The organism is Hoeflea sp. YIM 152468, from assembly GCF_029210485.1.
Classification (GTDB): Bacteria; Pseudomonadota; Alphaproteobacteria; order Rhizobiales; family Rhizobiaceae; genus Hoeflea.
In genome coordinates this window covers 128,747-151,350 of the sequence record NZ_JARGET010000012.1, presented here as the reverse complement: position 1 = coordinate 151,350, position 22,604 = coordinate 128,747, and the positions used below count along the sequence as shown (strand labels likewise).

Annotated in this window: 19 protein-coding genes and 1 riboswitch; of the genes, 8 read left to right on the top strand and 11 right to left on the bottom strand. The window is 59.3% G+C overall.

Annotated features, from left to right (window positions below):
• The first annotated feature begins 184 nt into the window (after positions 1 to 184).
• Complete coding sequence (locus PZ897_RS07330) at positions 185 to 1,534, top strand: hypothetical protein (protein ID WP_275751262.1); 1,350 nt, start codon at positions 185 to 187, stop codon at positions 1,532 to 1,534.
• Between the two features lie 69 nt (positions 1,535 to 1,603).
• Here the strand turns inward: PZ897_RS07330 and PZ897_RS07325 are convergent, their stop codons facing one another.
• Both PZ897_RS07325 and PZ897_RS07320 read right to left on the bottom strand, forming a co-directional pair.
• Positions 1,604 to 2,374, bottom strand: a complete 771-nt coding sequence (locus PZ897_RS07325) for an RNA methyltransferase (protein ID WP_275751325.1) — start codon at positions 2,372 to 2,374, stop codon at positions 1,604 to 1,606.
• A gap of 77 nt (positions 2,375 to 2,451) precedes the next feature.
• Complete coding sequence (locus PZ897_RS07320) at positions 2,452 to 2,847, bottom strand: hypothetical protein (RefSeq protein ID WP_275751260.1); 396 nt, start codon at positions 2,845 to 2,847, stop codon at positions 2,452 to 2,454.
• A 29-nt stretch (positions 2,848 to 2,876) separates the two neighbouring features.
• On the opposite strand from PZ897_RS07320, the gene PZ897_RS07315 reads away from it, so the two are divergent.
• The 5 genes from PZ897_RS07315 (at position 2,877) to PZ897_RS07295 (ending at position 9,050) form a co-directional block, all read left to right on the top strand.
• A complete protein-coding gene (locus PZ897_RS07315) occupies positions 2,877 to 3,944 on the top strand; it encodes an RluA family pseudouridine synthase (protein WP_275751258.1) in 1,068 nt (355 codons plus the stop codon).
• Positions 3,945 to 4,110: 166 nt separating this feature from the next.
• On the top strand, positions 4,111 to 5,016 hold the full coding sequence (gene rpoH / locus PZ897_RS07310) for an RNA polymerase sigma factor RpoH (protein ID WP_275751256.1): 906 nt from the start codon (positions 4,111 to 4,113) through the stop codon (positions 5,014 to 5,016).
• 352 nt (positions 5,017 to 5,368) lie between these two features.
• A complete protein-coding gene (locus PZ897_RS07305; protein ID WP_275751254.1) occupies positions 5,369 to 6,307 on the top strand; it encodes a hypothetical protein in 939 nt (312 codons plus the stop codon).
• The gene (locus tag PZ897_RS07300; protein ID WP_275751253.1) at positions 6,289 to 7,725 is read left to right on the top strand and encodes a metallophosphoesterase; all 1,437 of its coding nucleotides are present in this window, start codon (positions 6,289 to 6,291) and stop codon (positions 7,723 to 7,725) included. The genes PZ897_RS07305 and PZ897_RS07300 overlap by 19 nt, the downstream gene beginning before the upstream one ends.
• Before the next feature lie 263 nt (positions 7,726 to 7,988).
• Positions 7,989 to 9,050, top strand: a complete 1,062-nt coding sequence (locus tag PZ897_RS07295; RefSeq protein ID WP_275751251.1) for an aminopeptidase — start codon at positions 7,989 to 7,991, stop codon at positions 9,048 to 9,050.
• A 114-nt stretch (positions 9,051 to 9,164) separates the two neighbouring features.
• Here the strand turns inward: PZ897_RS07295 and PZ897_RS07290 are convergent, their stop codons facing one another.
• Together PZ897_RS07290 and PZ897_RS07285 are read right to left on the bottom strand one after the other, a co-directional pair.
• Positions 9,165 to 10,805, bottom strand: a complete 1,641-nt coding sequence (locus PZ897_RS07290) for a hypothetical protein (RefSeq protein ID WP_275751250.1) — start codon at positions 10,803 to 10,805, stop codon at positions 9,165 to 9,167.
• 54 nt (positions 10,806 to 10,859) lie between these two features.
• Entirely contained in the window at positions 10,860 to 12,158 is a 1,299-nt protein-coding gene (locus PZ897_RS07285) for an adenylosuccinate synthase (protein WP_275751249.1), read from the bottom strand.
• A 332-nt stretch (positions 12,159 to 12,490) separates the two neighbouring features.
• On the opposite strand from PZ897_RS07285, the gene PZ897_RS07280 reads away from it, so the two are divergent.
• A complete protein-coding gene (locus PZ897_RS07280; protein ID WP_275751323.1) occupies positions 12,491 to 13,369 on the top strand; it encodes a DMT family transporter in 879 nt (292 codons plus the stop codon).
• Between the two features lie 289 nt (positions 13,370 to 13,658).
• Positions 13,659 to 14,741 (top strand): PAS domain S-box protein, encoded by a 1,083-nt coding sequence (locus PZ897_RS07275; protein WP_275751247.1) that lies wholly within the window; start codon positions 13,659 to 13,661, stop codon positions 14,739 to 14,741.
• A gap of 40 nt (positions 14,742 to 14,781) precedes the next feature.
• Here PZ897_RS07275 and PZ897_RS07270 read toward each other — a convergent pair whose 3' ends face one another.
• The 7 genes from PZ897_RS07270 to PZ897_RS07240 all read right to left on the bottom strand — a co-directional run bounded on the left by PZ897_RS07270 (position 14,782) and on the right by PZ897_RS07240 (position 22,428).
• Positions 14,782 to 15,837: an iron ABC transporter permease gene (locus PZ897_RS07270; RefSeq protein ID WP_275751245.1), complete on the bottom strand. Its 1,056-nt coding sequence runs from the start codon at positions 15,835 to 15,837 to the stop codon at positions 14,782 to 14,784.
• A gap of 6 nt (positions 15,838 to 15,843) precedes the next feature.
• Entirely contained in the window at positions 15,844 to 16,779 is a 936-nt protein-coding gene (locus PZ897_RS07265) for an ABC transporter substrate-binding protein (RefSeq protein ID WP_275751243.1), read from the bottom strand.
• Between the two features lie 14 nt (positions 16,780 to 16,793).
• Positions 16,794 to 17,576, bottom strand: a complete 783-nt coding sequence (locus tag PZ897_RS07260; protein ID WP_275751241.1) for an ABC transporter ATP-binding protein — start codon at positions 17,574 to 17,576, stop codon at positions 16,794 to 16,796.
• Positions 17,573 to 17,980, bottom strand: coding sequence for a DUF1636 domain-containing protein (locus PZ897_RS07255; protein WP_275751239.1), 408 nt, complete (start codon positions 17,978 to 17,980; stop codon positions 17,573 to 17,575). The genes PZ897_RS07260 and PZ897_RS07255 overlap by 4 nt, the downstream gene beginning before the upstream one ends.
• 119 nt (positions 17,981 to 18,099) lie before the next feature.
• Positions 18,100 to 18,317, bottom strand: a riboswitch (cobalamin riboswitch).
• Between the two features lie 262 nt (positions 18,318 to 18,579).
• Positions 18,580 to 20,175, bottom strand: coding sequence for a phosphoglycerate dehydrogenase (gene serA, locus PZ897_RS07250; RefSeq protein ID WP_275751237.1), 1,596 nt, complete (start codon positions 20,173 to 20,175; stop codon positions 18,580 to 18,582).
• A gap of 86 nt (positions 20,176 to 20,261) precedes the next feature.
• The gene (locus PZ897_RS07245; RefSeq protein ID WP_275751236.1) at positions 20,262 to 21,437 is read right to left on the bottom strand and encodes a phosphoserine transaminase; all 1,176 of its coding nucleotides are present in this window, start codon (positions 21,435 to 21,437) and stop codon (positions 20,262 to 20,264) included.
• Between the two features lie 160 nt (positions 21,438 to 21,597).
• Complete coding sequence (locus PZ897_RS07240) at positions 21,598 to 22,428, bottom strand: outer membrane protein (protein ID WP_275751235.1); 831 nt, start codon at positions 22,426 to 22,428, stop codon at positions 21,598 to 21,600.
• Between the last annotated feature and the right edge of the window lie 176 nt (positions 22,429 to 22,604).

The following is a 22,604-nucleotide window of genomic DNA, read 5'->3' as shown; positions in this document are numbered from 1 at the left end:
TTCTGCCAAGCCGCAAAATAAGGCTATCGGGCTCGGCCGCATTCTCGGTGTGGTCCGAACGCCCTGGTTTTGCTCCCAGCCGGTCACACTCCGCTCTTGCCGCCATCGCTTGACCATGCTTAATGCTCTCGCAAGTTTTGGCTGGGCAAGTCTTGAGCCCGGCAAGTAAAAATGTGGATACATAGTGATCGAGTTCGTCCTGTTATTTGCGCTGGGTTTTCTCGCCGCCGCCCTGGTGGCGTTGATCTTGGCGCCGATTATTCATCAGCGCGTGGTGAGTTTGACTGAACGCAGGATCCGAGCCAGCGTGCCCTTGTCTACAGCCGAGATCCGGGCTGAAAAAGACATGGACCGAGCCGCCTTTGCAGCGAAAAACGCCCGCCTGTCTGTCGATCTGAGACAAAACCGGGATCAACTTGCCGCCAGCATGGCTCACGGAACGCGGCTCAGTAACGAACTGGTGGCCATCCGGGCTGAAAAGATCGAGGCCGAAAGGCTGGTCGAAGAGCGTGATGCTGACATTCGGGATCTGCGTGCAACGGTCACCGCACGCGACGCCGAAATCACCACACTGACCGGAAAATTTGCCGACGCGACCCACCTTGCCCAAGCCCGCGAACACGAAATCGCCATGCGCGATGATCGAATTAACCGGATCGGCGCCGAGATCGAAGAGCTTCGCATTGATGTCGTCACACTGGACACCGAAGCAGAGAATTTCAAATCCCAAATCCGCGAACTGCGCACCGAGCGCAACATGTTGCGTGACGCTCTCAAGGACCTTGAAACTGTCAATAAGGATCTGGAAATCCGCCTGGACACCGCCCATGACCGGCTCACGCATAGCGAAGAAATGCTTGCCAAGACAATTACCGCGCTCACCGATCGCGAAAATGCGCTTGACCGGCGAATTGCCGAGGTCGATCGGTTCAAGACCAAGAACCGCGAGCTCTCCGATGAACTCAGATCCGCTAGGAAGGCCCTCAGCGAAACCGGTTCCCGGGCGAAAACACCGGCCGGCGCCAGCAATGGCACGGCGGCCCCGGTTCCCCCCAAACCCGAGTTGCCGCTGACCGTCGACCCCGCAGCCCCGACAGAGATCGAAGCCAAGGCCGCCCCCGAGACTGAGCCGCAGGATTCCAGCCCGGCAGTTCCGCAGGCTTCCAGCCCGGCACCACGGCAGGCGCCCGCGCCAAGAGCAACACCACAAGCGTCCAGAGACACTGCTGTGGCGCGGTCTGAAAGAACAGGAAACGAAGATCTGAGCGAGGACGAGAAAATCGACCGCCTGCGCGCCCGGCAGGCTGCGCTTATCGAGCGGCTGCTCAAGGCCGACAAGAGTTCCAACGATCCGGCATTGCGCCGCGAATTGGCAAGCGTTGCCGCCTTGATGGTGGAGCTAACCGCCAGCAGGGACGGTGCCAACTCTCCGGTCTACAAGATCCTGCAAGGCAGCGAAGACGGCCCGCAACCGGGATCGGCCGAGCCAAGTCTGGCGATGCGGGCGCGTGAATTGCTTGCCAACAGCACTTGAGACACCACAGTTTTCCCATCGTGCGACGGGTGCCGCGCCGGGATTTCGAAACCCGGCGCCGAGCGTGCTCTATCCCCCGGTTCGCCCCATTCTGGTCGCCGCGTGCCAGAGCGCGATGCCGCTGGCGGTGGCGACATTCAGACTGTCCATCCCCGGCGCCTGTTCGATCCGCAAGGTCCTGATCTGATCGAGCAGTGCAGCGGGAAGCCCCTCGCCTTCGGTCCCGGTCAGCAGGGCCAGCCTCCGGCCCGGCTGATAAGTGCTCAGAGGCTCGGCCCCATGCGGCGACAATCCGGCAACCTCGAAACCCTGCTCCGACAAATCGCCCACAAGCTCGCCGATCGAACCGGCCCGGCAGAACGGAACCCGCAGCGCTGCGCCGACCGAAACCCGGATAGCCTTGCGGTAGAGGGGATCACAGCAGGAGGCGTCCAGCACGATGCCATCTGCGCCAAAGACGCCGGCATTGCGGAAAATTCCGCCAATATTGTCATGGTTGGAAATTCCGCAAGCGGCAACCAGCAAGGCCTGATCGGGCAGGTTTGACAGGAAGCTGGCAAACGACACCGCAGGCACATGTCGCCCGACAGCAAGTATGCCGCGATGCATGGCAAAGCCGACGGCAGCGTCGAGCACATCGCGCCCGGCAACGTAGACCGGACAGGCAGGATCAATGCGGTCCAGAAGCGCACCCAGGCCGTCAATCCGGTTTTCAAGAATCAGCGCCTTTTCGATGACAAATTGCCTCGACCCGGCTTCGGCATCCAGCAGAGCCTGCAGCACAACCCGTCCCTCGGCAATGAACCGGTCACCACGGCCTGCGAGATCCTTGTCGCGCATCGCTGTAAATTCGGCAATCCGCGGATCCGCCGGATCCTGAACCCTGATGAGACGCTGGCGCCCGCTCCAGCCGGTGGTCACCGATTGATCACAACGATGTCGCTGACAATCCGGCCGACCGAAATGTCGTGGATGATCAGCCGTCTTGATCCATCCGCAGCACGGCCGAAGAATCCGATACGCGGCCCGTCAAGCGAGACGCTTTCGATCGCAAATCCTTCGGGAAGCGACGCCACGCCCTCGACCGGCGCATCCGACGGCACCGTCGCCGACGGACCGGAAGCCGACGCAATCGCTGTCGCGCTGGCGTCACTGCGCGTGAATTTATAGACAAGCGCGCCCAGCACGGTCATAAGACCGATGAACATGATGCCGATCGACACGGCCAGCAACCGGACCATCTTGCGCCGGACTTTTTCCATCTCCGGATCAAGCGGCTTTTCGTCGAGATCGCTCTCGTTGATTTTCGACATTTCAATTCCTTGCCGGGCGGACCCTGATAGTGAAGAACGCGACACCGTTTACCGAAGCCAAGCCCAATAGGGAAGCCCAGGGCGCTGTTGATGATGGCTCCGGCCGGCAAAGCCTTGTCGTTGGCGAAGGTGCATCGGGCCGGCTCGACGCCTGGCTGGCGGCGGAACTGGAGCCGGATCTGTCGCGCAGCCGCATCAAGGCGCTGATCGAAGCGGGCGCCGTCACCGTCAATGGCATGGCTGCCAGGCAGGCCAGGCACAAGATCAGTCCCGGCGACACGGTTGAGCTTACCCTGCCCGAGCCCGAGGACGCCGAGCCGGCCGGCGAGGATATCCCGCTCGACATCCTCTACGAGGATTCCGATCTCATCGTCATCAACAAGCAGGCAGGCCTGGTTGTCCATCCCGGCGCCGGCAACTGGACCGGCACGCTGGTCAATGCGCTGATCCATCATTGCGGTGACAGCCTGTCAGGCATTGGCGGCGTGCGCAGACCCGGCATCGTCCACCGTCTTGATCGCGACACCACCGGGGTGATGGTGGTGGCCAAGAACGATCTCGCCCACCGACATTTGGCCGAACAGTTCGCCGACCACGGCCTTACCGGCCCGCTGGAGCGGGCCTATCAGGCCATTGTCTGGGGCAAGCCGCAGGGGCTCAGGGGCACCATCAACGCCAGCCTTGGCCGCGCCCGCGACCGCATCCGCCGGGCCGTGCGCGAGGACAATGGTGATGATGTCCGCCATGCCGTGACCCACTATCTCGTCTGTGAACGCTATGACGAGAAACCCGACAGCACCGCCGCTGCCAGCCTGGTGGAATGCCGGCTTGAAACCGGCCGTACCCACCAGATCAGGGTGCACATGGCCCATATCGGCCATCCGCTGATCGGCGATGCAGAGTATGGCGGCGGCTTCAGAACCAAGGCCAACCGCCTGCCCGAGCAAGTCCGGGACATCGTCACGGCGTTTCCGCGCCAGGCGCTGCATGCCTTTTTGCTGGTGTTCGAGCACCCCGCAAGCGGCGAGACACTGCGGTTTACGGCACCGCTGCCCGACGACATGGAGCATTTGCGCCGGGCGCTGGCCAGCCTCTGAAACCTGTCCGGCACCGCTTCACGCGAGTGTGAAAACGTCGCACCTTGATCCCGGCTTTCGCCACAATTAGATGCTTTATAGTACAGTCACGCTCGGATGCGAAATTCGGTCCGGGCTTGCTGGCTTGCCGATAGGAAGCCGTAAACGAAATAAGGGGGGTGCTATCATGGCCCAAGGAAGTTTTCCGACCGTCTCCGCTGGTGAAAACGGTTTGAATCGTTACATGGCGGAAATTCGCAAGTTCCCGATGCTGGAACCGCAAGAAGAATACATGCTGGCCAAGCGGTTTCTCGAGCACGAGGACACCAAGGCCGCGCACAAGCTGGTCACCAGCCATCTGCGTCTGGTCGCCAAGATCGCCATGGGCTATCGCGGCTACGGCCTGCCGATCGGCGAGGTGATCTCGGAAGGCAATGTCGGCCTCATGCAGGCCGTCAAGAAATTCGATCCCGAGCGCGGATTCCGTCTCGCCACCTATGCCATGTGGTGGATCAGGGCTTCGATCCAGGAATATGTCTTGCGCTCCTGGAGTCTCGTCAAGATGGGGACGACGGCCAACCAGAAGCGGCTGTTTTTCAACCTGCGCAAGATGAAAAGCCGCATTCAGGCGGTCGAGGATGGCGATCTGAGACCCGACCAGGTGGCCGAAATCGCCACCAAGCTCAACGTCTCCGAAGACGAAGTGATTTCGATGAACCGCCGGCTTGCCGGCGATGCGTCGCTGAACGCGCCGATCAGGGCCAGCGAAGGTGAATCCGGCCAGTGGCAGGATTGGCTGGTCGACGAGTCGGAAAGCCAGGAAGACATGCTGGTCGAGCAGGACCAGCTTGAAACGCGGCGCGCCATGCTGCAAAGCGCGATTGGCGTGCTCAACGAGCGTGAAAAGCGCATCTTTGAAGCCCGCCGCCTGCGCGATGCGCCGATCACGCTGGAAGATCTGTCGACCGAGTTTGACATCAGCCGCGAGCGGGTGCGTCAGATCGAGGTCCGGGCTTTCGAAAAGGTCCAGGAGGCGGTCCAGAAGGCCGCCGCCGCGCGCGACAAGGCGCTGGTGACGGTCGACGACGACTGAGACACGGCGCACTGACGATCAACACAGACCCCGCAAGCACCCTGCTTTCGGGGTTTTTGTGTCAGGGCCGACTTCAGGCGGGAAGCAGTCGTTCGTATTTCTGTGCTGACGTGTTCTCACTAAGCATAAAAATGGAGTCTAGTGCGATTTCTACGACGGCGTTTTTGGGTGAAAATCACACCGCTTAGCCTACCAAAATGCTGAGTGGCAACTGGACGCGTGAGTGTGTGGCATTCAAAATGCCTGCGCACCATTTGAAGCACGAGACTGTTAATTAGAGCCGCAGGTGTCTAAGTAAACGAGCGGTTTCGTTTGAAACTAACCGACGTCCAAATCGACAGAAGGATAACTAGTGAACTCACTTCCGGAACCCCATCCACTGGATTTTGACTGGCGCTTCACTCCCCACACTATCGAGAAATTTGTTGAGATGGTTGATAAAGAAGAAGGTATTTTGGCAGTGGGGACTCCCTCCGTTGCTAGGCGCTTCCATCAGCTGGGTCGAGATGTGGCTCTGGTAGACCGTCAACCTATTCATTTTGTGGATAATCACTCGCAAATCCAGATAGACTCGGACGCCCCGAGAATATCTGGGTACAAAACGGCCATTGTCGATCCTCCTTGGTATCCTGAGCATGCATTGACGTGGATGTCATGGGCAGCAAATTGTGTCGGTTTAAACGGGCTGATTTTTGCATCGGTGTGGCCGCCTGATACACGCCCTACGGGCGAACGAGAATTTGCGAACATTTTCGAATGGTTAGAAAGCTGGTCGACGGTCTCAATCGCTAATTTCAAACCACGCTATGAGCTGCCGCTATTTGAGGCGGAAGCTTACAATTCCAGCTTCGAGCAAGGCCTTTCGACCAGTCCAAGATTAGGACGCCTACTGAAGATACGTGTTCGATTTCTCCCGGAGGTACCGCCGCTAAATGGCAAAAAGAAAAAATGGCTTCGATTTGTGTTTAATGACTACCAGCTAGCTTTACGAGTTCGCCCCAACGATTTTTCTGATCCGATGATCAAACCAGTTTCCGGTATCGAAAGCTGGCAATGGCCATATGTAAGCCGTCGTGCTCCAGGACGCGATTCTATTGATGTTTGGAGCTCACGAAATGAAGTCGCTGTTGCGGGAGGCACAAAAAGCATCGCAGAAGCTTTGAGACAGGCAGCTTTGGCGAAAGACCATAACACATTTGAAGCGGCGTTGTCCGCAGTCCCAGCAATAGCCGAATGGAAAATTCCACGTCCGCCATTTAGGAGGGTTTTCGAATGGGAACACCGGCAATAGCAATACGTTTTCGAGACACGACTGCTGGTATCGACACGATCTCAGCGCATCAAAAAATTATTGATAGCCAAGGGACAGCTTGGTGGGGATGGTGGAAGAAAGATTTTGAAGATCCTTTCCTTATGTACCTAGATGAACTCCCGAACCAAATTGATATATTTATTGTTGATCGCTCCACCTCACGAATGTTTCTAGCAGCTTCCTCAGAAAGAATAATACCATCAAATAATATACCTAGTTTACACTTGATACCTGATTACTACAAGCATTCAGCTGCAAGCGTATTTGGATGGTTCCGCCTATCTTCAATTGAAGAATGCGAATATAATAATGACATAGGGAATTTGTTTGGCGACGGCACAATAGCTATACTTAATTCGCATGCTGTTAAATCAGATCATATTGACAAACTTGAATCAACTAAAAGATCAAATAATTCTAGTGTACTTGTTCTGTCCGATCTTCATTTTGGCGAAGATTACGAATTTTTGACCCAAGGTGAAGATCAACGGCTAGGGGAAGAGAAGTACACCCTGACTGAGTGTGTATTTGAGGACCTTAAGAGATTGGGCCTGGACAGCGACATAGGAGCAATATTGATAACGGGCGACTTCACCTCAAACGGGGATTGGAGTGATGCAGTTATGAAGAACATTGTTGCCGAAATGACAGCCCTGGGAGAGGTATTGGGAGTTGAGAAGAATTCATTGCTTGCTCTTCCAGGCAATCACGACGTCGTGAGGTACGGAGAGGCAGAGACTATCGACCCCGCCAAGATCGCCGTCGAAAAACAAGTGACCTTCAAGCACGAGAGAGATTTTCGAATATTCCTAAATGAACTACTAGATCGAGATGTAAAAGCCCCGCTGGATAGAATCGAGGTCATCCGATTGAAGCGGGCTGATTTGCGCATCGCAATTCTGAATTCATGCCGAATTTTGGCTACCAAATGGACCGAGTATGGGTACGTAGGGCCAAATGGATGTTCGGTTATTGAACAGCTTTCGAAGAACGATGGCGACTTGAAAACCTATCGCATGTTGGCCGTCCATCATCACTTGCTCCCCGTCAACCACGTTGAGACACCTAACAGTAAGGGAGTGACACTTTCTTTAGACGCTTCGAAAATCTTGGAAACCGCTCAAAAGGCTGGCGTTCATATCGCTATCCATGGTCATCAACACATGCCACATCTTTCGCGCTATCAAAGCCTGCCGCTTATGGGCGGTGAAGAGACGCCCGCAATTACAGTAATATCAAATGGTAGCTCGGGAGTTTCTTCGAAGCGGCGACCGGGTGAGGAACGAAATACATATTGTATTCTAACTTTTACTGAAGAAAGAATAAATCTAAAAATGCGTGAACTCCGATCCGATAAAAAGCAAGGCAACAGCCTATACGATGGCACTGTCTCTTAGGTTGAAAATGTTTGGGTTTTTGTCATCGGTCATTTCGCAGTAATTCTGCTTTCCATGCCTAGTTCTGGTGCCCGTCCAGCTTCGCTCTATTCGGCTCCGTCCCCAAAGTTCCGATTCGGGCGAGCCCTGCCCGCACTTCGCCTCCCAACACTGGCCTCCCCCAGTCTTGCCCAAACCCGCCCGCCGCTTTACCACTCAGTCTCTTTAACGAGCCGTCGCCCCTCCGGCGCTGGCGGACAACCGGGCAAACCTGTAGGCAGAGCGTGATACGCCTCTTCTTATCCCTGATCACGATGATCGGCCTGGTGGCTGGCCTCTCCGGCTGCACCGGCGTGGGCTATTACGCCCAGTCGCTGAAAGGCCATGCCGAGATCATGGCGGCGCGGCAATCTGTTGCCAGGCTGATCAGCGATGCTTCGACGCCCGAGCCGGTGCGGGCCGCGATGGCCACGGCCAGCGCCATCCGGCAGTTTGCCACCGACGCGCTCGACCTGCCCGACAATGAGAGCTACCGCGCTTACGTCGATATCGGCCGTGACTATGTCACCTGGGCGGTGTTTGCCGCACCGGAATTCTCGCTCGCGCCAAAGGTCTGGTGCTTTCCGGTGTTCGGCTGCGTGCCCTACCGGGGTTATTTTTCCAAAGACAGGGCGATCTGGACCGCGGCCGGGTTTGCGCGGCAGGGATTCGACGTCCATGTCTCGGGCGTCACCGCCTATTCCACGCTGGGCTGGTCGAGCGATCCGCTGCTTTCGACCATGCTGCGCCAGGACGAAACCTATCTCGCCAGCCTGGTGTTTCATGAACTGGCCCATCAGCGCGTCTATATCGACGACGATTCGGCCTTCAACGAGGCCTTTGCCGGTGCGGTGGAACAGACCGGAGTGAAGACATGGCTGCGCGCGGCCGGAGATACGGACGGCTTGCGCCGCTACCAGGCCGGGCTAAAACGCAATGCCGAGTTTCTTGCGCTGGTGGCAGAAACCCGGGACGAGCTCGCGCATGTCTATGCCGGCACAGGCACTGCGGTGGAGAAGCGGGCGGCAAAGGCAGCCGCGATCGACCGGCTGAGAGCGCGCGCCCGACAGATGCGCGAGAGCCGCTGGGGTGGGTTTTCAGGCTACGACGGCTGGGTCGAGGCACCGATCAACAACGCCAAGATCGCCGCCACCTCGGTCTACAATGACCTTGTTCCGGCGTTTCTCCGGCTGTTCGAGCTGTGCGGGAGTGATTATCCCCGGTTCTACAATGCGGTTGAGCAATTGGGGGCACTGGCCAGGGCGGACAGGGCCGCTGCACTTGAGGCCGCACAGAGCTGCGAGTGAATTTGGCGGCAGCCAATGGATCGGATCAGCCGATCGATCCACTTCGGGCTTCATGAAAGGCCCCTCCCCAACCCCTCCCCACAGGTGGGAGGGGCTTGACCCGGCCCCACGTTGTCAAGGCTGCGGTGTGGCCCTCGCCCAGGCGTCGAGCGCCTGGTTGAAGACTTCGGTGCCGCTGGCGCCTTTTTCCAGCGTGATCAGCGCCTGGCGGCCATTGGCATAGACCACCGGAATGTCGATCCAGTTGCGCTGGCGCAGCAGGTCGGTGTTGGTCTTGCGCGCCTCTTCGAGATCATTGAGCGCCACCATGTAGAAGTCCTGGGTGATCTTGGCCGGCACTGCGATCAGCGGATTGCCCTGGTCGGCCTCGGTCTGTTTCATCGCAATGCGCTGCAACTGGTCGATCGAGCCGCCGTCGAAATCCGGCGGCACGGCAAAGACGATCTCGACGAGATGGCTCGCCGGCAGCGACGGGTCGGTGTTGCGCTTGATGGTGATCAGCGCCGAAAACCCCTTGTCGGGATTGTTGATCTCGCCGCGAATGACCTGCTCGTCGGGTCCGCTGTCGGAGGCCTCGCTGACCAGATCCCAGACAACCGTGCCCGGCTTGACCTCGAGCGACTGCTGGCCCAGGCGTTCTTCATAAAGGATCATCTTTTGCGTCACGCCCAAGGACCCGGACTGGGACCCGGACTGGGAGTCGGCCGGGGGCGCCGCACCGGGGGCGGCGGTTTCGCCAGGCGTTCCGGCGGCGTCGGTGGCGGCGCTGGCGGCCTCGGCGTCTGTTTCATCTGCCGGGCCGGCATCGGTGAGTTCGGCCACCGAACGGCCCTCTTCGGCATCACTGCCCTCGGGCGCGGGCGCTGGCCCCGGATCGGTTTCGGTCCCGTCGGGGCCGAGCCGCTGGGTGAACTTTTCCGTGCCACCCGACACCGGGTCGACCGGCGCGTCCCCGGTCATCGCCGTTTCGACCGGCGCAGGGTCCGCTTCCGGTTCTGGCTCCGGTTCCGGGGTGACCTCCGCCGTCTCGGCAACCGGTGCGGGCTGCTCGGTTTCCATCGGCGTGTCGATCGGCGAGGCGCTGAACATCGCGACAACCGTGTCCTTGTAGCTCCAGCCTGCATAGGCGATGGCAGCAACGATCCCCAGAACCACCAAACCCGCGATCAGGCCGCTTTTGCTGGCTTTGCCGGCGGCCGAGCCCGAGGCCGCCTCGGACCGGCCTGCCGCCTCTCCGAGGCCGAAGGCCTGGTCATGGGCATCCCCGAGCAGCTCCGTCGAGCGGCTTTCCGCCGGTGCAACCGGTGCGGCCGGAACAGGGTCAGCCTCCTGCCCGTGCGCCGCGGCAGGTTCCTCATCGTAAAGCACCGGGTCCGCAGGAGCTTGAGGCTCCGGCTTGACCACAACAGCAGCGGGTTTGGGCGCGGGTTTGGGCGCCGGTTCTGGTTCTGCCGGGGTTGGCTCGGCAATCACCGGGCTCTTTTCCACCATCGATTCGAGTTCCGCCATCAAGGCGTCTGTCTCATCGGCATCGGCGGGCAGCGCTTCGGCATGCTCGATCTCGACTTCATCGATGGCCAGATCAAGCTTGGCCAGTTGCCGCGCAATCACCTCGTCGGACGGTGGTGGATTGATCGCCTCGAGCTGGCGGCGGATGGCTGCCCGCGCCTTGTCATAGACCTTTGTCCGGTTCTCCGGAGTATTGTCAGGCAGGTTATCGACCGCCTTCCGGATGACTGCTACAAAATCCGCCATGTTTTACCCTGGTTTGATCCCACAAAGCGCGTCACTTCACGCAGTTGCGCTAACCTAGTCTTCAAACGGGTCAGTCACAAGTATCGTATCATCCCGCTCCGGACTTGTGGAAAGAAGCGCAACCGGCGCACCGATGAGTTCTTCGATCCGCCTGACATATTTGATCGCCTGAGCCGGCAGATCGGCCCAGCTGCGGGCGCCGACGGTGGTGCCCTTCCAGCCTTCGATGGTCTCATAGATCGGGGAGACGCGGGCCTGCGCGCCCTGACTGGCGGGAAGGTGATCGACCCGTTCGCCGTCAAGCTCGTAGCCGATGCAGATCTTGAGCTGCTCGAGACCATCGAGCACGTCGAGCTTGGTCAGGGCAATGCCGGTGATGCCGTTGACCGCCACCGCCTGGCGCACCAGCGCCGCATCAAACCAGCCACAGCGGCGCTTGCGGCCGGTGATGGTGCCGAACTCATGCCCGCGCTCGCCGAGGAACTGTCCGGTTTCATCGTTGAGTTCGGTCGGGAACGGGCCTTCTCCGACACGGGTCGTATAGGCTTTGGTGATCCCCAGCACGTAGCTCAGCGCCCCCGGCCCAAGCCCGGAGCCGGCAGCAGCCTGACCGGCGATGGTGTTGGACGAGGTGACGAACGGATAGGTGCCGTGATCGACATCGAGCAACGTGCCCTGCGCCCCCTCGAACAGGATGCGCGCGCCCTGGCGGCGTTTCTTGTCGAGCAGCAGCCAGACGGTTTCGCGGAAGGGCAGGATGCGCCCGGCAACCGAGGTGAGTTCCTCAAGGATTGTCTCGACCGAGATTTCCGCCTGGCCAAGCCCGCGTCTGAGCGCATTGTGGTGGGTCAGCAACCGCTCGACCTTGGCAGGCAGCGTCTCCAGATTGGCCAGGTCCATGACCCGGATGGCGCGGCGCCCGACCTTGTCTTCGTAGGCCGGGCCGATGCCGCGGCGGGTGGTGCCGATCTTGGTGCCGGAGCTGGAAGCCGCGTCCTCGCGCAAGCCGTCAAGCTCCCGGTGCAGCGAGAGAATCAGCGTCGCATTGTCGGCAATGCGCAGATTGTCACCATTGATGACGACGCCCTGCCCGGCCAGCCGGTCGATCTCGCTGACCAGCGCATGCGGGTCGATGACCACGCCATTGCCGATGACCCCGAGCTTGCCCGGCCGCACGACACCCGACGGCAGCAGCGACAGCTTGTAGACGGCCCCATCTATGACCAGCGTGTGGCCGGCATTGTGGCCGCCCTGAAACCGCACCACCACATCGGCGCGCTCGGACAGCCAGTCGACGATCTTGCCTTTTCCCTCATCACCCCATTGCGACCCGACAACAACTACGTTGGCCATGACAACCTCTTGGAAATCGGCCTCTCGCGAGAGGCTCGGAAAACAAAAACCCGCGCATCCATACAGACTTGGTCACGCAAAATCGACCCTTGGGCGCAACCAACAGCGGTTTTTACGCGACTATTTCACACGCGCTCGACAATCCGGTCCGGCTCAAGCCCGCAAACCCGGTTTTTGGTCCCCAATCAGACACCGGGCAACCTCTCCGGCACGCCACCCCTGCGATAGCAAGTGGAAATTGCGCCTGGCTGTCGGAGATCCTTGTGCTAAACAGACGTCACTCGCCGGCTCTTGACCAGCCAAAATCCAGCCCTCATCTCGAAAGTTCCGATTTGGCTCTGCACGCTTATGTGTTCTTGATCATCACCGCCCTATCCTGGGGCGGCAATGCGATCGCTGGCAAACTTGCGGTCGGTCATATTTCTCCGATGATTCTCACCTCGGTCCGATGGGGAATGGCCTTTTCCATTCTGCTGCTGTTTGCCTTGCCGCAAGTCCGCCGCGACATCACAGTGATCCGGGCCAATTTGGCCCTGCTGGTCGGCTATGGCATGTTCGGCTTCACCTTCTTCAACATCCTGCTCTACTCGGCGCTCGAACACACAACGGCGATCAACGTCGCCATCGAGCAGGCCGGCATGCCGATGCTGATCTTTCTGGCCAATTTCATCCTGTTTCGCATCAGGGTCAGCCCGGCCCAGATCATCGGATTTGGGCTGACCATGCTCGGTGTCGCCATCACTGCCTCGAGCGGCAGCCTGGCGCGTCTGATCGGGCTGGAACTCAATCGCGGCGATGCGTTGATGCTGGTGGCGGTGGTGTTTTACGGCGGTTACACCGTGGCGCTGCGCTACAAGCCGGTGCTGCACTGGCAGTCGATGATCACGGTTATGGCGGGGGCTGCCTTCCTCACCTCGCTGCCGTTTGCAGCTTTCGAGATCGGTCGCGGGACGGCGGTTCTGCCCGACACCACCGGCTGGCTCGTTGCCGCCTTCACCGCCGTGTTCCCCTCGCTGCTGGCTCAGGTGATGTTCATCAAGGGCAACGAGATCATCGGCTCGAACCGGGCCGGCATCTTCATCAATCTGGTGCCGATCTTCGGCACCGTGTTGTCGGTGCTGATCCTGCGCGAAACCCTGCACCTCTATCACGTGATCGCGCTTGTGCTGGTGCTTGGCGGGATCTGGCTTTCGGAGCGGGGCAGGCGGTAAAAGGCTGCCGCAAAGGCAGCCAGCCCAACGCCCGCCCGCCGAGGCCAATGCCCGGACATACGATGGCAACAAGCCACAGCAGCATGCAAGCCGGGACTTCGTTGGCCCGGCTGCGCTGCACCGGCTTGCGGCAGTCGGGACAACCCACAAGCCACGGATTTGCCGCGGCTTTGAAGGAGTTCAACGCGCCACTTTATTTCTGCTCAATACAATCTAATATAAACACACTCTTGTCGTATTCGATTGCTTCGTTCCGCTCTCAGCACTCAGCATAAGAGGACTGTTGATAATGCCATCTTCCCTCGACGACCGGCAGCGCTTACTCGATGGCGATCATCGCCTTCAACAGTTGGAATCGGCGGTGCGCGAGGCCCAGGCGCGACACGATGCGGCAGCATTTCTGGCTGCGATAGTGGAATCGTCGGACGATGCGATTGTCAGCAAAAGCCTGGCGGGGATCATCACGTCCTGGAACAAGGCTGCCGAGCGGCTTTTTGGCTACACAGCCTGCGAAGCAATCGGACGACCGGTGACACTCATTATTCCCGAAGACCGACTCGATGAGGAACCTGCGATTCTGGCGCGAATTCATGCGGGCGATCAGGTTGATCATTTCGAGACGGTGCGCCGCAGGAAGGACGGCACACTGATCGACATCTCGCTGACAGTTTCGCCGATCAGGGACGGCACCGGGACGATCATCGGCGCATCCAAGATTGCCCGTGATATTTCTGAACGGAAAAAGGCTGCGCAACATCAGGAGCTGTTGCTGCGCGAAATGCACCACCGGGTCAAAAATCTGTTTGCAATCATTGGTGGGATTATAGCCTTGTCAGCGCGCGCGGCACAAACGCCGGCAGATCTTGCCGCCACGGTCAGAAGCAGGCTGTTGGCTTTGTCCCGAGTGCATGAGATGTCGCTTCCCAATCTCGTTGGCAACGACCCTTTCAAAGAGAAGTCGATCACATTGTTTGAGCTGCTGGCCGATACGCTTGCTCCTTACGAGATCGACGGTGTCCGACAATGGGAGCTGAAGGGCGACGATCTGACAATCAATGGCGAAAAACTCACCAAACTGGCGCTTCTGTTCCACGAGTTTGCAACCAATGCCGCAAAATACGGTTCCTTGTCGAGCGCTGAAGGAAGTCTGGATATCGCGGTAGCGGTTCAAGGCGATCTGCTTGAGCTGCGGTGGTCAGAAACCAAAGGCCCAGGGGTGCGAGGAGACGACGGAAATCAGGAACCGGGCTTTGGGAGCAAGCTGGAACAAACCATCGCACAATCCCTTCAGGCTGCAATCTCGCGGGATTGGCAGCCTCACGGCTTGACCATTCGACTGGCTATTCCTGTCCAAATTCTAGCTTCAGACTGACCCGCATTTCGTAACAGCGCCGCTGTCGGTGTCTGCGCTTTCAGCCCATCCGTCGCCGCAACAGCCAGACAAAGAACACCCCGCCAATCAAGCCGGTCACAATGCCGATGGGCATGTCATTTGGAGCCATGATGGTCCGCGCGATGATATCTGCCCAAACGAGGAAAACGGCTCCGCACAAGGCAGAGATCGGCAGCAGGCGGCGATAATCGCCCCCGACCAGAAGGCGCACGATGTGCGGGATCATCAGGCCAACAAAACCGATGATCCCCGAGAATGCGACCATCACACCTGTGACAAGAGCGCCGATGACAAAGACAGTGAGCCGAAAAAAGGCGGCTGGAATGCCCAGCGTGGTTGCAGTCTCATCCCCGACCGTCATTGCGTTTAAAGTTCCCGATTTCAGCCAGAGATAGGTGCCGCAGCACAGCAGAACCAGTGCGGGGTAAATCAGTTGATCCCACCGCGCCAATCCCAGTCCGCCAAGCATCCAGAACACGACAGTGTGGGTTGCCCGCGGATCACCAACGAAGATCAGCACGTTTGCCGCCGACATCACGATGAATGAGACGGCCACACCAGCCAATACCAGCCTGTCCGCACTCGTGGCCGAGGCAACCTGTGATACGGCAAGAACGAGAAGTGTGGCTCCGAGCGAGCCCAAAAACGCCAACAGCGGCACGGTCAGAAGCCCGATGAACAATCCCGTATGCAACAGGGCCAGAATAGCCCCGAATGCCCCGCCGGCAGAAATGCCGAGAAGGTGCGGGTCGGCCAAAGGATTGCGTGTCACGGCCTGAAGGCTGGCGCCCACCATGGCCAGTCCGGCTCCGACCAGGCAGGCAAGAATGGCCCTTGGAAAGCGAATGTCCCAGACGATCGCTTCCCGCCCGGCGGACCAATCCACAGCAAATGTGTTAGGGGCAATCTTGTTGACAAGAATGCCCCAGACGGTTTCCAGCGGAACAGCCACCGCCCCGACGCTCACGGCAAACGACAGCGATCCAACAAGGACAGCAACGCCAATGATACCGACGGTCCAGAGGACGGGGGAAGTGCGGGCAGGCGGGCCTGCCGAAAGCCGTATCCTGTTCATGCCGGGCTACTCACCCCGAAATGCGGCAGCCAGCGTCTTCACGGCGTCGATATTGCGGGGGCCAGGGGTGGCTTCGACATATTCAAGCACGACGAACCGATCATTGCGAACCGCATCAATATCCGCGAACGCCGGGTTGCTGATCATGAATTCCCGCTTTTGTTCTGCGGTGACCGCGCCGTAGTTCACGATCACGATCACTTCGGGGTTGCGCTCAACCACCGCTTCCCAGCCGACGGTGGCCCAGCTTTTCTCGAAGTCATCCATAATATTGATGCCGCCTGCGGCCTCTATCAGGGCGTTGGGCATGGCGTAGCGGCCTGCGGTGACCGGCATGTCTTCGCCGCTATCGTAGACGAATACGCGTGGTTTGGTGTCCACCACCGGTTGGGAATCGAGGAATGTGGTCAGATCGGCCTGGTAACCCTCAATCAGCTCTTCCGCCCTGTGCGAGACGTCGAAAATCGCGCCGAGATTGCGCAGGTCATTGTACATATCATCCATGGACGCCGGGCCTTTGTCACCGATGTGGATACAGCTTTCGGTCAATTCGTAGACTTGAATGCCCAGCGGCTCCAGCGTTTCAGGCGTCACCTCGCCACCGACTTTCATACCGTAATTCCAGCCGGCAAAGAAAAAGTCGGCATCTGCGCCGATCAGCACTTCTCGTGATGGATATTGGGACGACAGTTCCGGCAGTTCTTCGATGCCCAGTGTCATTTTTTCGTCAAGGGTCCGCCAGCCCGAAATCCCGGTGTAGCCGATCATGTGATCCGCCAGGCCCAGCACCAGCATCATTTCGGTCAGGTTCACATCGTTGGAGATTGCAGCCTGTGGCGGGGCCTCGAACGTGATTGACCGGTCGCAGCTTTTCACCGTGGTCTGCGCCATCGCGGTGCTTGCCAATGCTATGGCAGCCAGTGTGCAGAGTGTAAGTTTCATGGCGGCCGTTCTTTTCAATGGGGAAGGGTAAAGGAAAAATGCGGTGCCCCGCTCGGAACGAGATGTTCGCGCCGCGCATGGATGCGAAACGTGTTCGATACCAGGGCATCAGTCAGAAGCGCGTCCGGCGGGCCAACCCCCTGCGGATGACCGTCTTTCAGGATCAGCACATCGTCACAAATCCCTGAGGCCAGGTTGAGATCATGCAGGGACACGACAATCGTAAGGCCGAGGCTCTGGATCAGCGATACGACCTCGAGCTGGTGACGCACATCCAGGTGGTTTGTCGGCTCATCAAGGATCAGGACCTGCGGGTCTTGCGCCAGAGCCCGCGCCACCATGACCCGCTGCCTCTCCCCGCCTGACAGGGTGCCGACATCCCGGTTGGCCAGGCAATGCAGGCTCAAGGTGTCGAGGACACGCTCCACCACGTGGTCGTCGCCTGCGCCCGATGTGGCAAACCGCGACCGATGCGGGGTTCTGCCCAAGCGGACGATCTCCCGAACCGTCAACCCGAATGCCGGGACGGATTCCTGCAACACCGCTGCGATCCGCCGCGCAGCATCACGGGCTGGCATCGACCAGATGTCCTGCCCGCCAACGCGCACGTGTCCGGTCCGGGGCTTGTGATACCGGTAGAGAAGGCGCAGCAAGGTGGATTTGCCCGCACCATTTGGACCGACGACGCCCAGGACCCGCCCCGAAGCAACACTGAAGCTGGTCGGATGAAGAGCAGGTTGGGCCGATTTGGCCGGTGCCCAGCTTACGCCGTGAACCTCAAGATCAGCAGCCCTCATGATGCACAAATCTCGCTGGCTTCCAGAGCGATGATTGCGCAAGGCACGCGCGCAAGCGTGGATTTGCGGAGTTTGCCTGGACGATCGACAGAGGAACACCAGCCGTCATGCAGATAAGCATATTGCTGGGCAAAGGTGACAAGATCGTCGATGTCCACGGCCGGGTCGATGTCGCCAAACAGATAGGTCGCTTTGCGGCTGCCGTGATAGGCGACCGTGCAGGGGCGATCACACCCGGCCATGCAGGCCACGCCTGACACCTCGAAATCCTCGGGCACAGCATCGCCGGCGGCTTTGATCGCGGCCCTTAGCTTCTCGATCAGTTCGGAACCCGGGCGACAGTCCGTTCCCTTGTATCGACACGTTGTGCAGACGGTAATCTTGTGGTTTTGCTGCGTGGTCATATCGCCCTCCGCGAATATGCGGGGTGCGGGACAGACATGTCTTAAAGCACGGGAATTTCCGCGTCGCCATCATGATCTCCGATCCAGACACCCCGTCTGGTTGAGTTGCATTGACGGCACCAGATAATGCCGTTGATGGCAGGTCTCCTGACTTGCGGATCAGCATTCTCCCGAACCTTCCCAAGCCCAAAGCTCAGTGGTGTTCATCGGGATAACTCACCGCTCACAGTTGCGGGGGCAGTTACGGATTCGGCGCTCTTTGGCTAAACCTCACCGTATTCCCTTTTCATTCCAGACGCATTGTCGGCGGCTGAAAACCATCTGTGGCAGATGTGAAAGATTTGCGTGACCCCGTCAAGGACGGATATTTCACAAGGGCGCGCAGCGCTCATGCAGCACCGCGGCGTTGCAGGAAAAGCCTCCATCGAATCGATGTCCGCTTTTCGCACTCTGGCGCACCCTTCGCAGGTGCGGTGGGTTCCCCCCCGCTCCTGCCGGAAATGGCGCTTATAGACAGCTTCACATGCCCGGGCCCATCGCTGCCCCCGAAACGGGATACCAGTTGCGGGGCAGTTTCCTGTTGCCTGCACGGCAATTGCTCAGTCGATATTGAAGACCAGCGGCTTGGCCTGTTTGATCGCGCTGTGGGCGGTCAGCTTGTCGAGCACATCCTGGCTGACAACGTCGTCGACATAAAGAAGCGCAATGGCGTCGCCGCTTTCCTTGTTCCGGCCCAGCTGGAAGTTGGCAATGTTGACCTCCGCATCGCCCAGCGTCGAGCCCATGAAGCCGATCATGCCGGGCACATCGGTATTGGCGATGTAGATCATGTGGGCCCCGACTTCCGCATCCATGTTGATGCCCTTGATCTGGATGAAGCGCGGCTTGCCGTCCGAGAACACGGTTCCAGCCACCGATCTGGTCTGGCGCTCGGTGGTGACCGTGAGCTTGATATAACCATCATAAACGCCGGTCTTGTCGCGCTTGACCTCGGACAGGATGACGCCGCGTTCCTTGACCATGATCGGCGCGGAAACCATGTTGACATCGGAGACCTGATTGCGGATCAGTCCGGCCAGCAGCGCGCTGGTCAGCGCCTTGGTGTTCATCCCCGCCGTCACGCCATCATAGAGAATCTCGATCTGCTTGATCGGGCTTTCGGTGACCTGACCGGCAAACGAGCCGAGCACATCGGCAAGCCGGATGAACGGTTTGAGGATCGGTGCTTCCTCGGCGGTGATCGAGGGCATGTTGATGGCATTGGAGACAGCACCTCGGATCAGATAATCCGACATCTGCTCGGCGACCTGCAGCGCCACGTTTTCCTGCGCTTCCGTGGTCGAAGCGCCCAGATGCGGCGTGCAGACCACGTTTGGCAAACCAAACAGCGGGCTGTCCGTAGCGGGCTCGACCTCGAACACGTCAAGACCGGCGCCAGCCACATGGCCGGACTTGATCGCTTCGGCGAGCGCTGCCTCATCGATCAGACCGCCACGCGCGCAATTGATGATGCGAACCCCCTTCTTCGTCTTGGCCAGCGCTTCGGCGTCCAGAATGCCGCGCGTCTTGTCAGTCATCGGCACGTGCAGGGTGATGAAATCGGCGCGCGCCAGCAACTCGTCCAGTTCGAGCTTGACCACACCCATCTCTTCAGCCCGTTCTTTTGAAAGGAACGGATCATAGGCGACAACGTGCATCTTGAGGCCAATGGCGCGCGAGCAGACCACCGAGCCGATATTGCCCGCACCAATGACCCCGAGCGTCTTGCCGGTGATTTCAACACCCATGAATTTCGATTTTTCCCACTTGCCCACCTGGGTCGAGGCGTCGGCGGCGGGAAGCTGGCGTGCCACCGCAAACATCAAGGCAATGGCGTGCTCGGCGGTGGTGATCGAATTGCCGAACGGCGTGTTCATGACGATGATGCCGCGGCGCGAGGCGGCCTGGATATCGACATTGTCAACGCCGATGCCGGCGCGGCCGATGACCTTGAGATTGGTCGCAGCCGCGATCATCTTCTCGGTCGCCTTGGTGGCGGAGCGGATGGCAAGGCCATCATACTGGCCGATGATGTCGAGCAGCTTTTCCTTGTCCTTGCCGACATCCGGCAGATAATCGACGCCGACGCCGCGATCCTTGAAGATCTGAACGGCGGTGGGGGAGAGCTTGTCGGATACGAGTACGCGGGGCGCCATGATGGCCTCCATTGCTAAGGTCGAATAGGGGAGAAACGGGATGCTGGACCGCGCAGACCGACGCCGGCGCGGCCATTCAGGCAAGATCAGGCAGCTTGCCGGAGCACAGCTTTTTCCTGGGCAAACGCCCAGGACAGCCAGGGCATCAAGGCTTCCAGGTCAGCGGTCTCGACTGTAGCGCCGCACCAGATCCTCAGACCGGGAGGTGCATCGCGATAGGCGCCGATATCAAACGCCACGCCTTCCTGTTCGAGACGGCCTGCCATCGCCTTGGCAAACGCCGCCTGGGCCTCGGGCGCGAGCGTCGCAATCCCGGGGTCGGCTATGACCAGACAGACCGATGTATTGGACCGTGTCTCGTCGACCTTGGCCAGATTGGCGATCCAGTCATTCTCGGCAACGAAGCGATGCAGAACCTGGGCATTGGCGTCAGCGCGCGCCATCAACCCGACAAGACCGCCAATGCTTTGCGCCCATATCAGCGCGTCGATGTAGTCTTCAACGCAGAGCATCGAGGGCGTATTGATGGTCTCGCCGACAAAAATGCCCTCGATCAGCTTGCCGCCCTTGGTCATGCGGAAGATTTTCGGCAGCGGCCAGGCCGGCTGATAGGTTTCGAGCCGTTCCACCGCACGCGGGCTGAGGATCAGCATGCCGTGACCGCCCTCGCCACCCAGAACCTTCTGCCAGGAGAAGGTGGTGACATCGAGCTTGGTGAAATCGAGAGCCTGCGCAAATGCCGCCGAGGTGGCGTCGCAAATGGTCAGCCCGGCCCGGTTCGCCGGAATGAAGCCGGCATCGGGAACCCGGACACCCGACGTGGTGCCGTTCCAGGTGAAGACCACATCGCGATCAAAATCGATCTCAGCCAGGTCCGGCAATTCGCCATAGGGCGCGGTGATCGTGCGCACATCATCAAGCTTGAGCTGCTTGACCACATCGGTGACCCAGCCTTCGCCAAAGCTTTCCCAGGCCACCATGTCGACGCCGCGGGCGCCGAGCATCGACCACAGTGCCATTTCGACGGCGCCGGTGTCCGATGCCGGCACAATACCGATGCGGTAGTCATCCGGCACGCCGAGAACGCTGCGCGTCAGGTCAATCGCCTGCTTGAGTTTGGATTTGCCGATTCTGGCCCGGTGCGAGCGGCCCAGAGCCGCGTCGGAGAGCACCTCAGGCGTCCAGCCGGGACGCTTGGTGCAGGGACCAGAAGAAAAACGGGGGTTTTCCGGACGCAGGTCCGGCTTCGCAAGATTCGTCATGTGGCTATCCTTCCAGATAGTGGCCCCTCGTTGGGGAGGGGTGGCCCACTTGCCGAATTAGACCCGTGCGATTTCGAAGTCAAGCGACATCCCGCGTGTCCTCACACGACAAAGGGCGGAGATGATCCGCCCTTCCCTGCCGCCTGTGTGGGCCGGTCGCCTACCAGAGATCGTAACGCAGACCGACGCGAATTTCATGCTTCTCGAAGCCATTGTCGCGGATCTGGTAACCTGTCGCACCAGACAGCATGGTGGTGGTGTCAAAGCCGGACTGGTTGCCGGACTCGACCTTGGAGTATTTGTAACCCAGGTCCAGCTTGAGATCCCTGGACAAATCGTAGGAAACGCCGGCCATCAAGGCATAGGTGAAGCGCCAGCTTTCGGCGCCCAATCGGGCTCTGCCGATGCCGCCGCAGACATTGCCCCCACTTGAAACGCAGCTTGCCAGCGTGTCCTTCCAGGTCACGCGGGTAACCCCGGCGCCGGCACCGGCATAGGGGGTGAACCCAACAATGGTCCCGAGATCGACATAGGCATTGGCCATGAAGCCATATTGCTCGACATTCTGCGACTCAACGCTGGCGCACTGACCGCCCCCCAGAGCGGTACAGGCAAGCCCCGAACTTGTGGTCCCGGTAAAGTTACCTCTGCTGTAATCGAAGGTAAGATCGCCGCGCAGATAGTCGGTAAAATTGTAGCCGAAGCCCACAGATCCAGACGCGCCACCATCCAGCGCGAAGCTGTCAAATGCGGTATCCGTATAAGTCGCTGGCGGCCCGGTGTTAAAGACTGAATAGCTGGTGGCAGCACCCCGGGTCTTTAGCGAGTATCCCAGATCGCCCCGCAAATACCACCCGGTGCCGATTTCCACCGGTTGGGTCACCGGCAATTCCTGAGCATAAATAATCTCGTCAAGATCAGCAGCGTGTGCGGACGCTGCAAAGCCGGTCAGGGCTGCAATGCAGGACGTCACAGCAATTCGGATGAACATGGCCAAATTTCCCTTCAGTAGATCCGGTCTCGCACAAAGCGTCCGAATGCGTGTGAAGGCCACTATGGTCCCGACTGGTTAAGTCTCGGTTAAGCACGTTTGTTAAGCACGTCTGTTAACGCTGTTTCTGTGAAGTACACATTGAGTACGACGGCAATACAAGCACCCGGCGCCAA

Bases quoted from the DNA above. Each gene is read 5' to 3' on its own strand.
- PZ897_RS07325 (WP_275751325.1), bottom strand. From the start codon at position 2,374: ATGCGCGACAAGGATCTCGCAGGCCGTGGTGACCGGTTCATTGCCGAG.
- PZ897_RS07320 (WP_275751260.1), bottom strand. From the start codon at position 2,847: ATGTCGAAAATCAACGAGAGCGATCTCGACGAAAAGCCGCTTGATCCG.
- rpoH (WP_275751256.1), top strand. From the start codon at position 4,111: ATGGCCCAAGGAAGTTTTCCGACCGTCTCCGCTGGTGAAAACGGTTTG.
- PZ897_RS07300 (WP_275751253.1), top strand. From the start codon at position 6,289: ATGGGAACACCGGCAATAGCAATACGTTTTCGAGACACGACTGCTGGT.
- PZ897_RS07290 (WP_275751250.1), bottom strand. From the start codon at position 10,805: ATGGCGGATTTTGTAGCAGTCATCCGGAAGGCGGTCGATAACCTGCCT.
- PZ897_RS07285 (WP_275751249.1), bottom strand. From the start codon at position 12,158: ATGGCCAACGTAGTTGTTGTCGGGTCGCAATGGGGTGATGAGGGAAAA.
- PZ897_RS07275 (WP_275751247.1), top strand. From the start codon at position 13,659: ATGCCATCTTCCCTCGACGACCGGCAGCGCTTACTCGATGGCGATCAT.
- PZ897_RS07270 (WP_275751245.1), bottom strand. From the start codon at position 15,837: ATGAACAGGATACGGCTTTCGGCAGGCCCGCCTGCCCGCACTTCCCCC.
- PZ897_RS07265 (WP_275751243.1), bottom strand. From the start codon at position 16,779: ATGAAACTTACACTCTGCACACTGGCTGCCATAGCATTGGCAAGCACC.
- PZ897_RS07260 (WP_275751241.1), bottom strand. From the start codon at position 17,576: ATGAGGGCTGCTGATCTTGAGGTTCACGGCGTAAGCTGGGCACCGGCC.
- PZ897_RS07255 (WP_275751239.1), bottom strand. From the start codon at position 17,980: ATGACCACGCAGCAAAACCACAAGATTACCGTCTGCACAACGTGTCGA.
- serA (WP_275751237.1), bottom strand. From the start codon at position 20,175: ATGGCGCCCCGCGTACTCGTATCCGACAAGCTCTCCCCCACCGCCGTT.
- PZ897_RS07245 (WP_275751236.1), bottom strand. From the start codon at position 21,437: ATGACGAATCTTGCGAAGCCGGACCTGCGTCCGGAAAACCCCCGTTTT.
- PZ897_RS07240 (WP_275751235.1), bottom strand. From the start codon at position 22,428: ATGTTCATCCGAATTGCTGTGACGTCCTGCATTGCAGCCCTGACCGGC.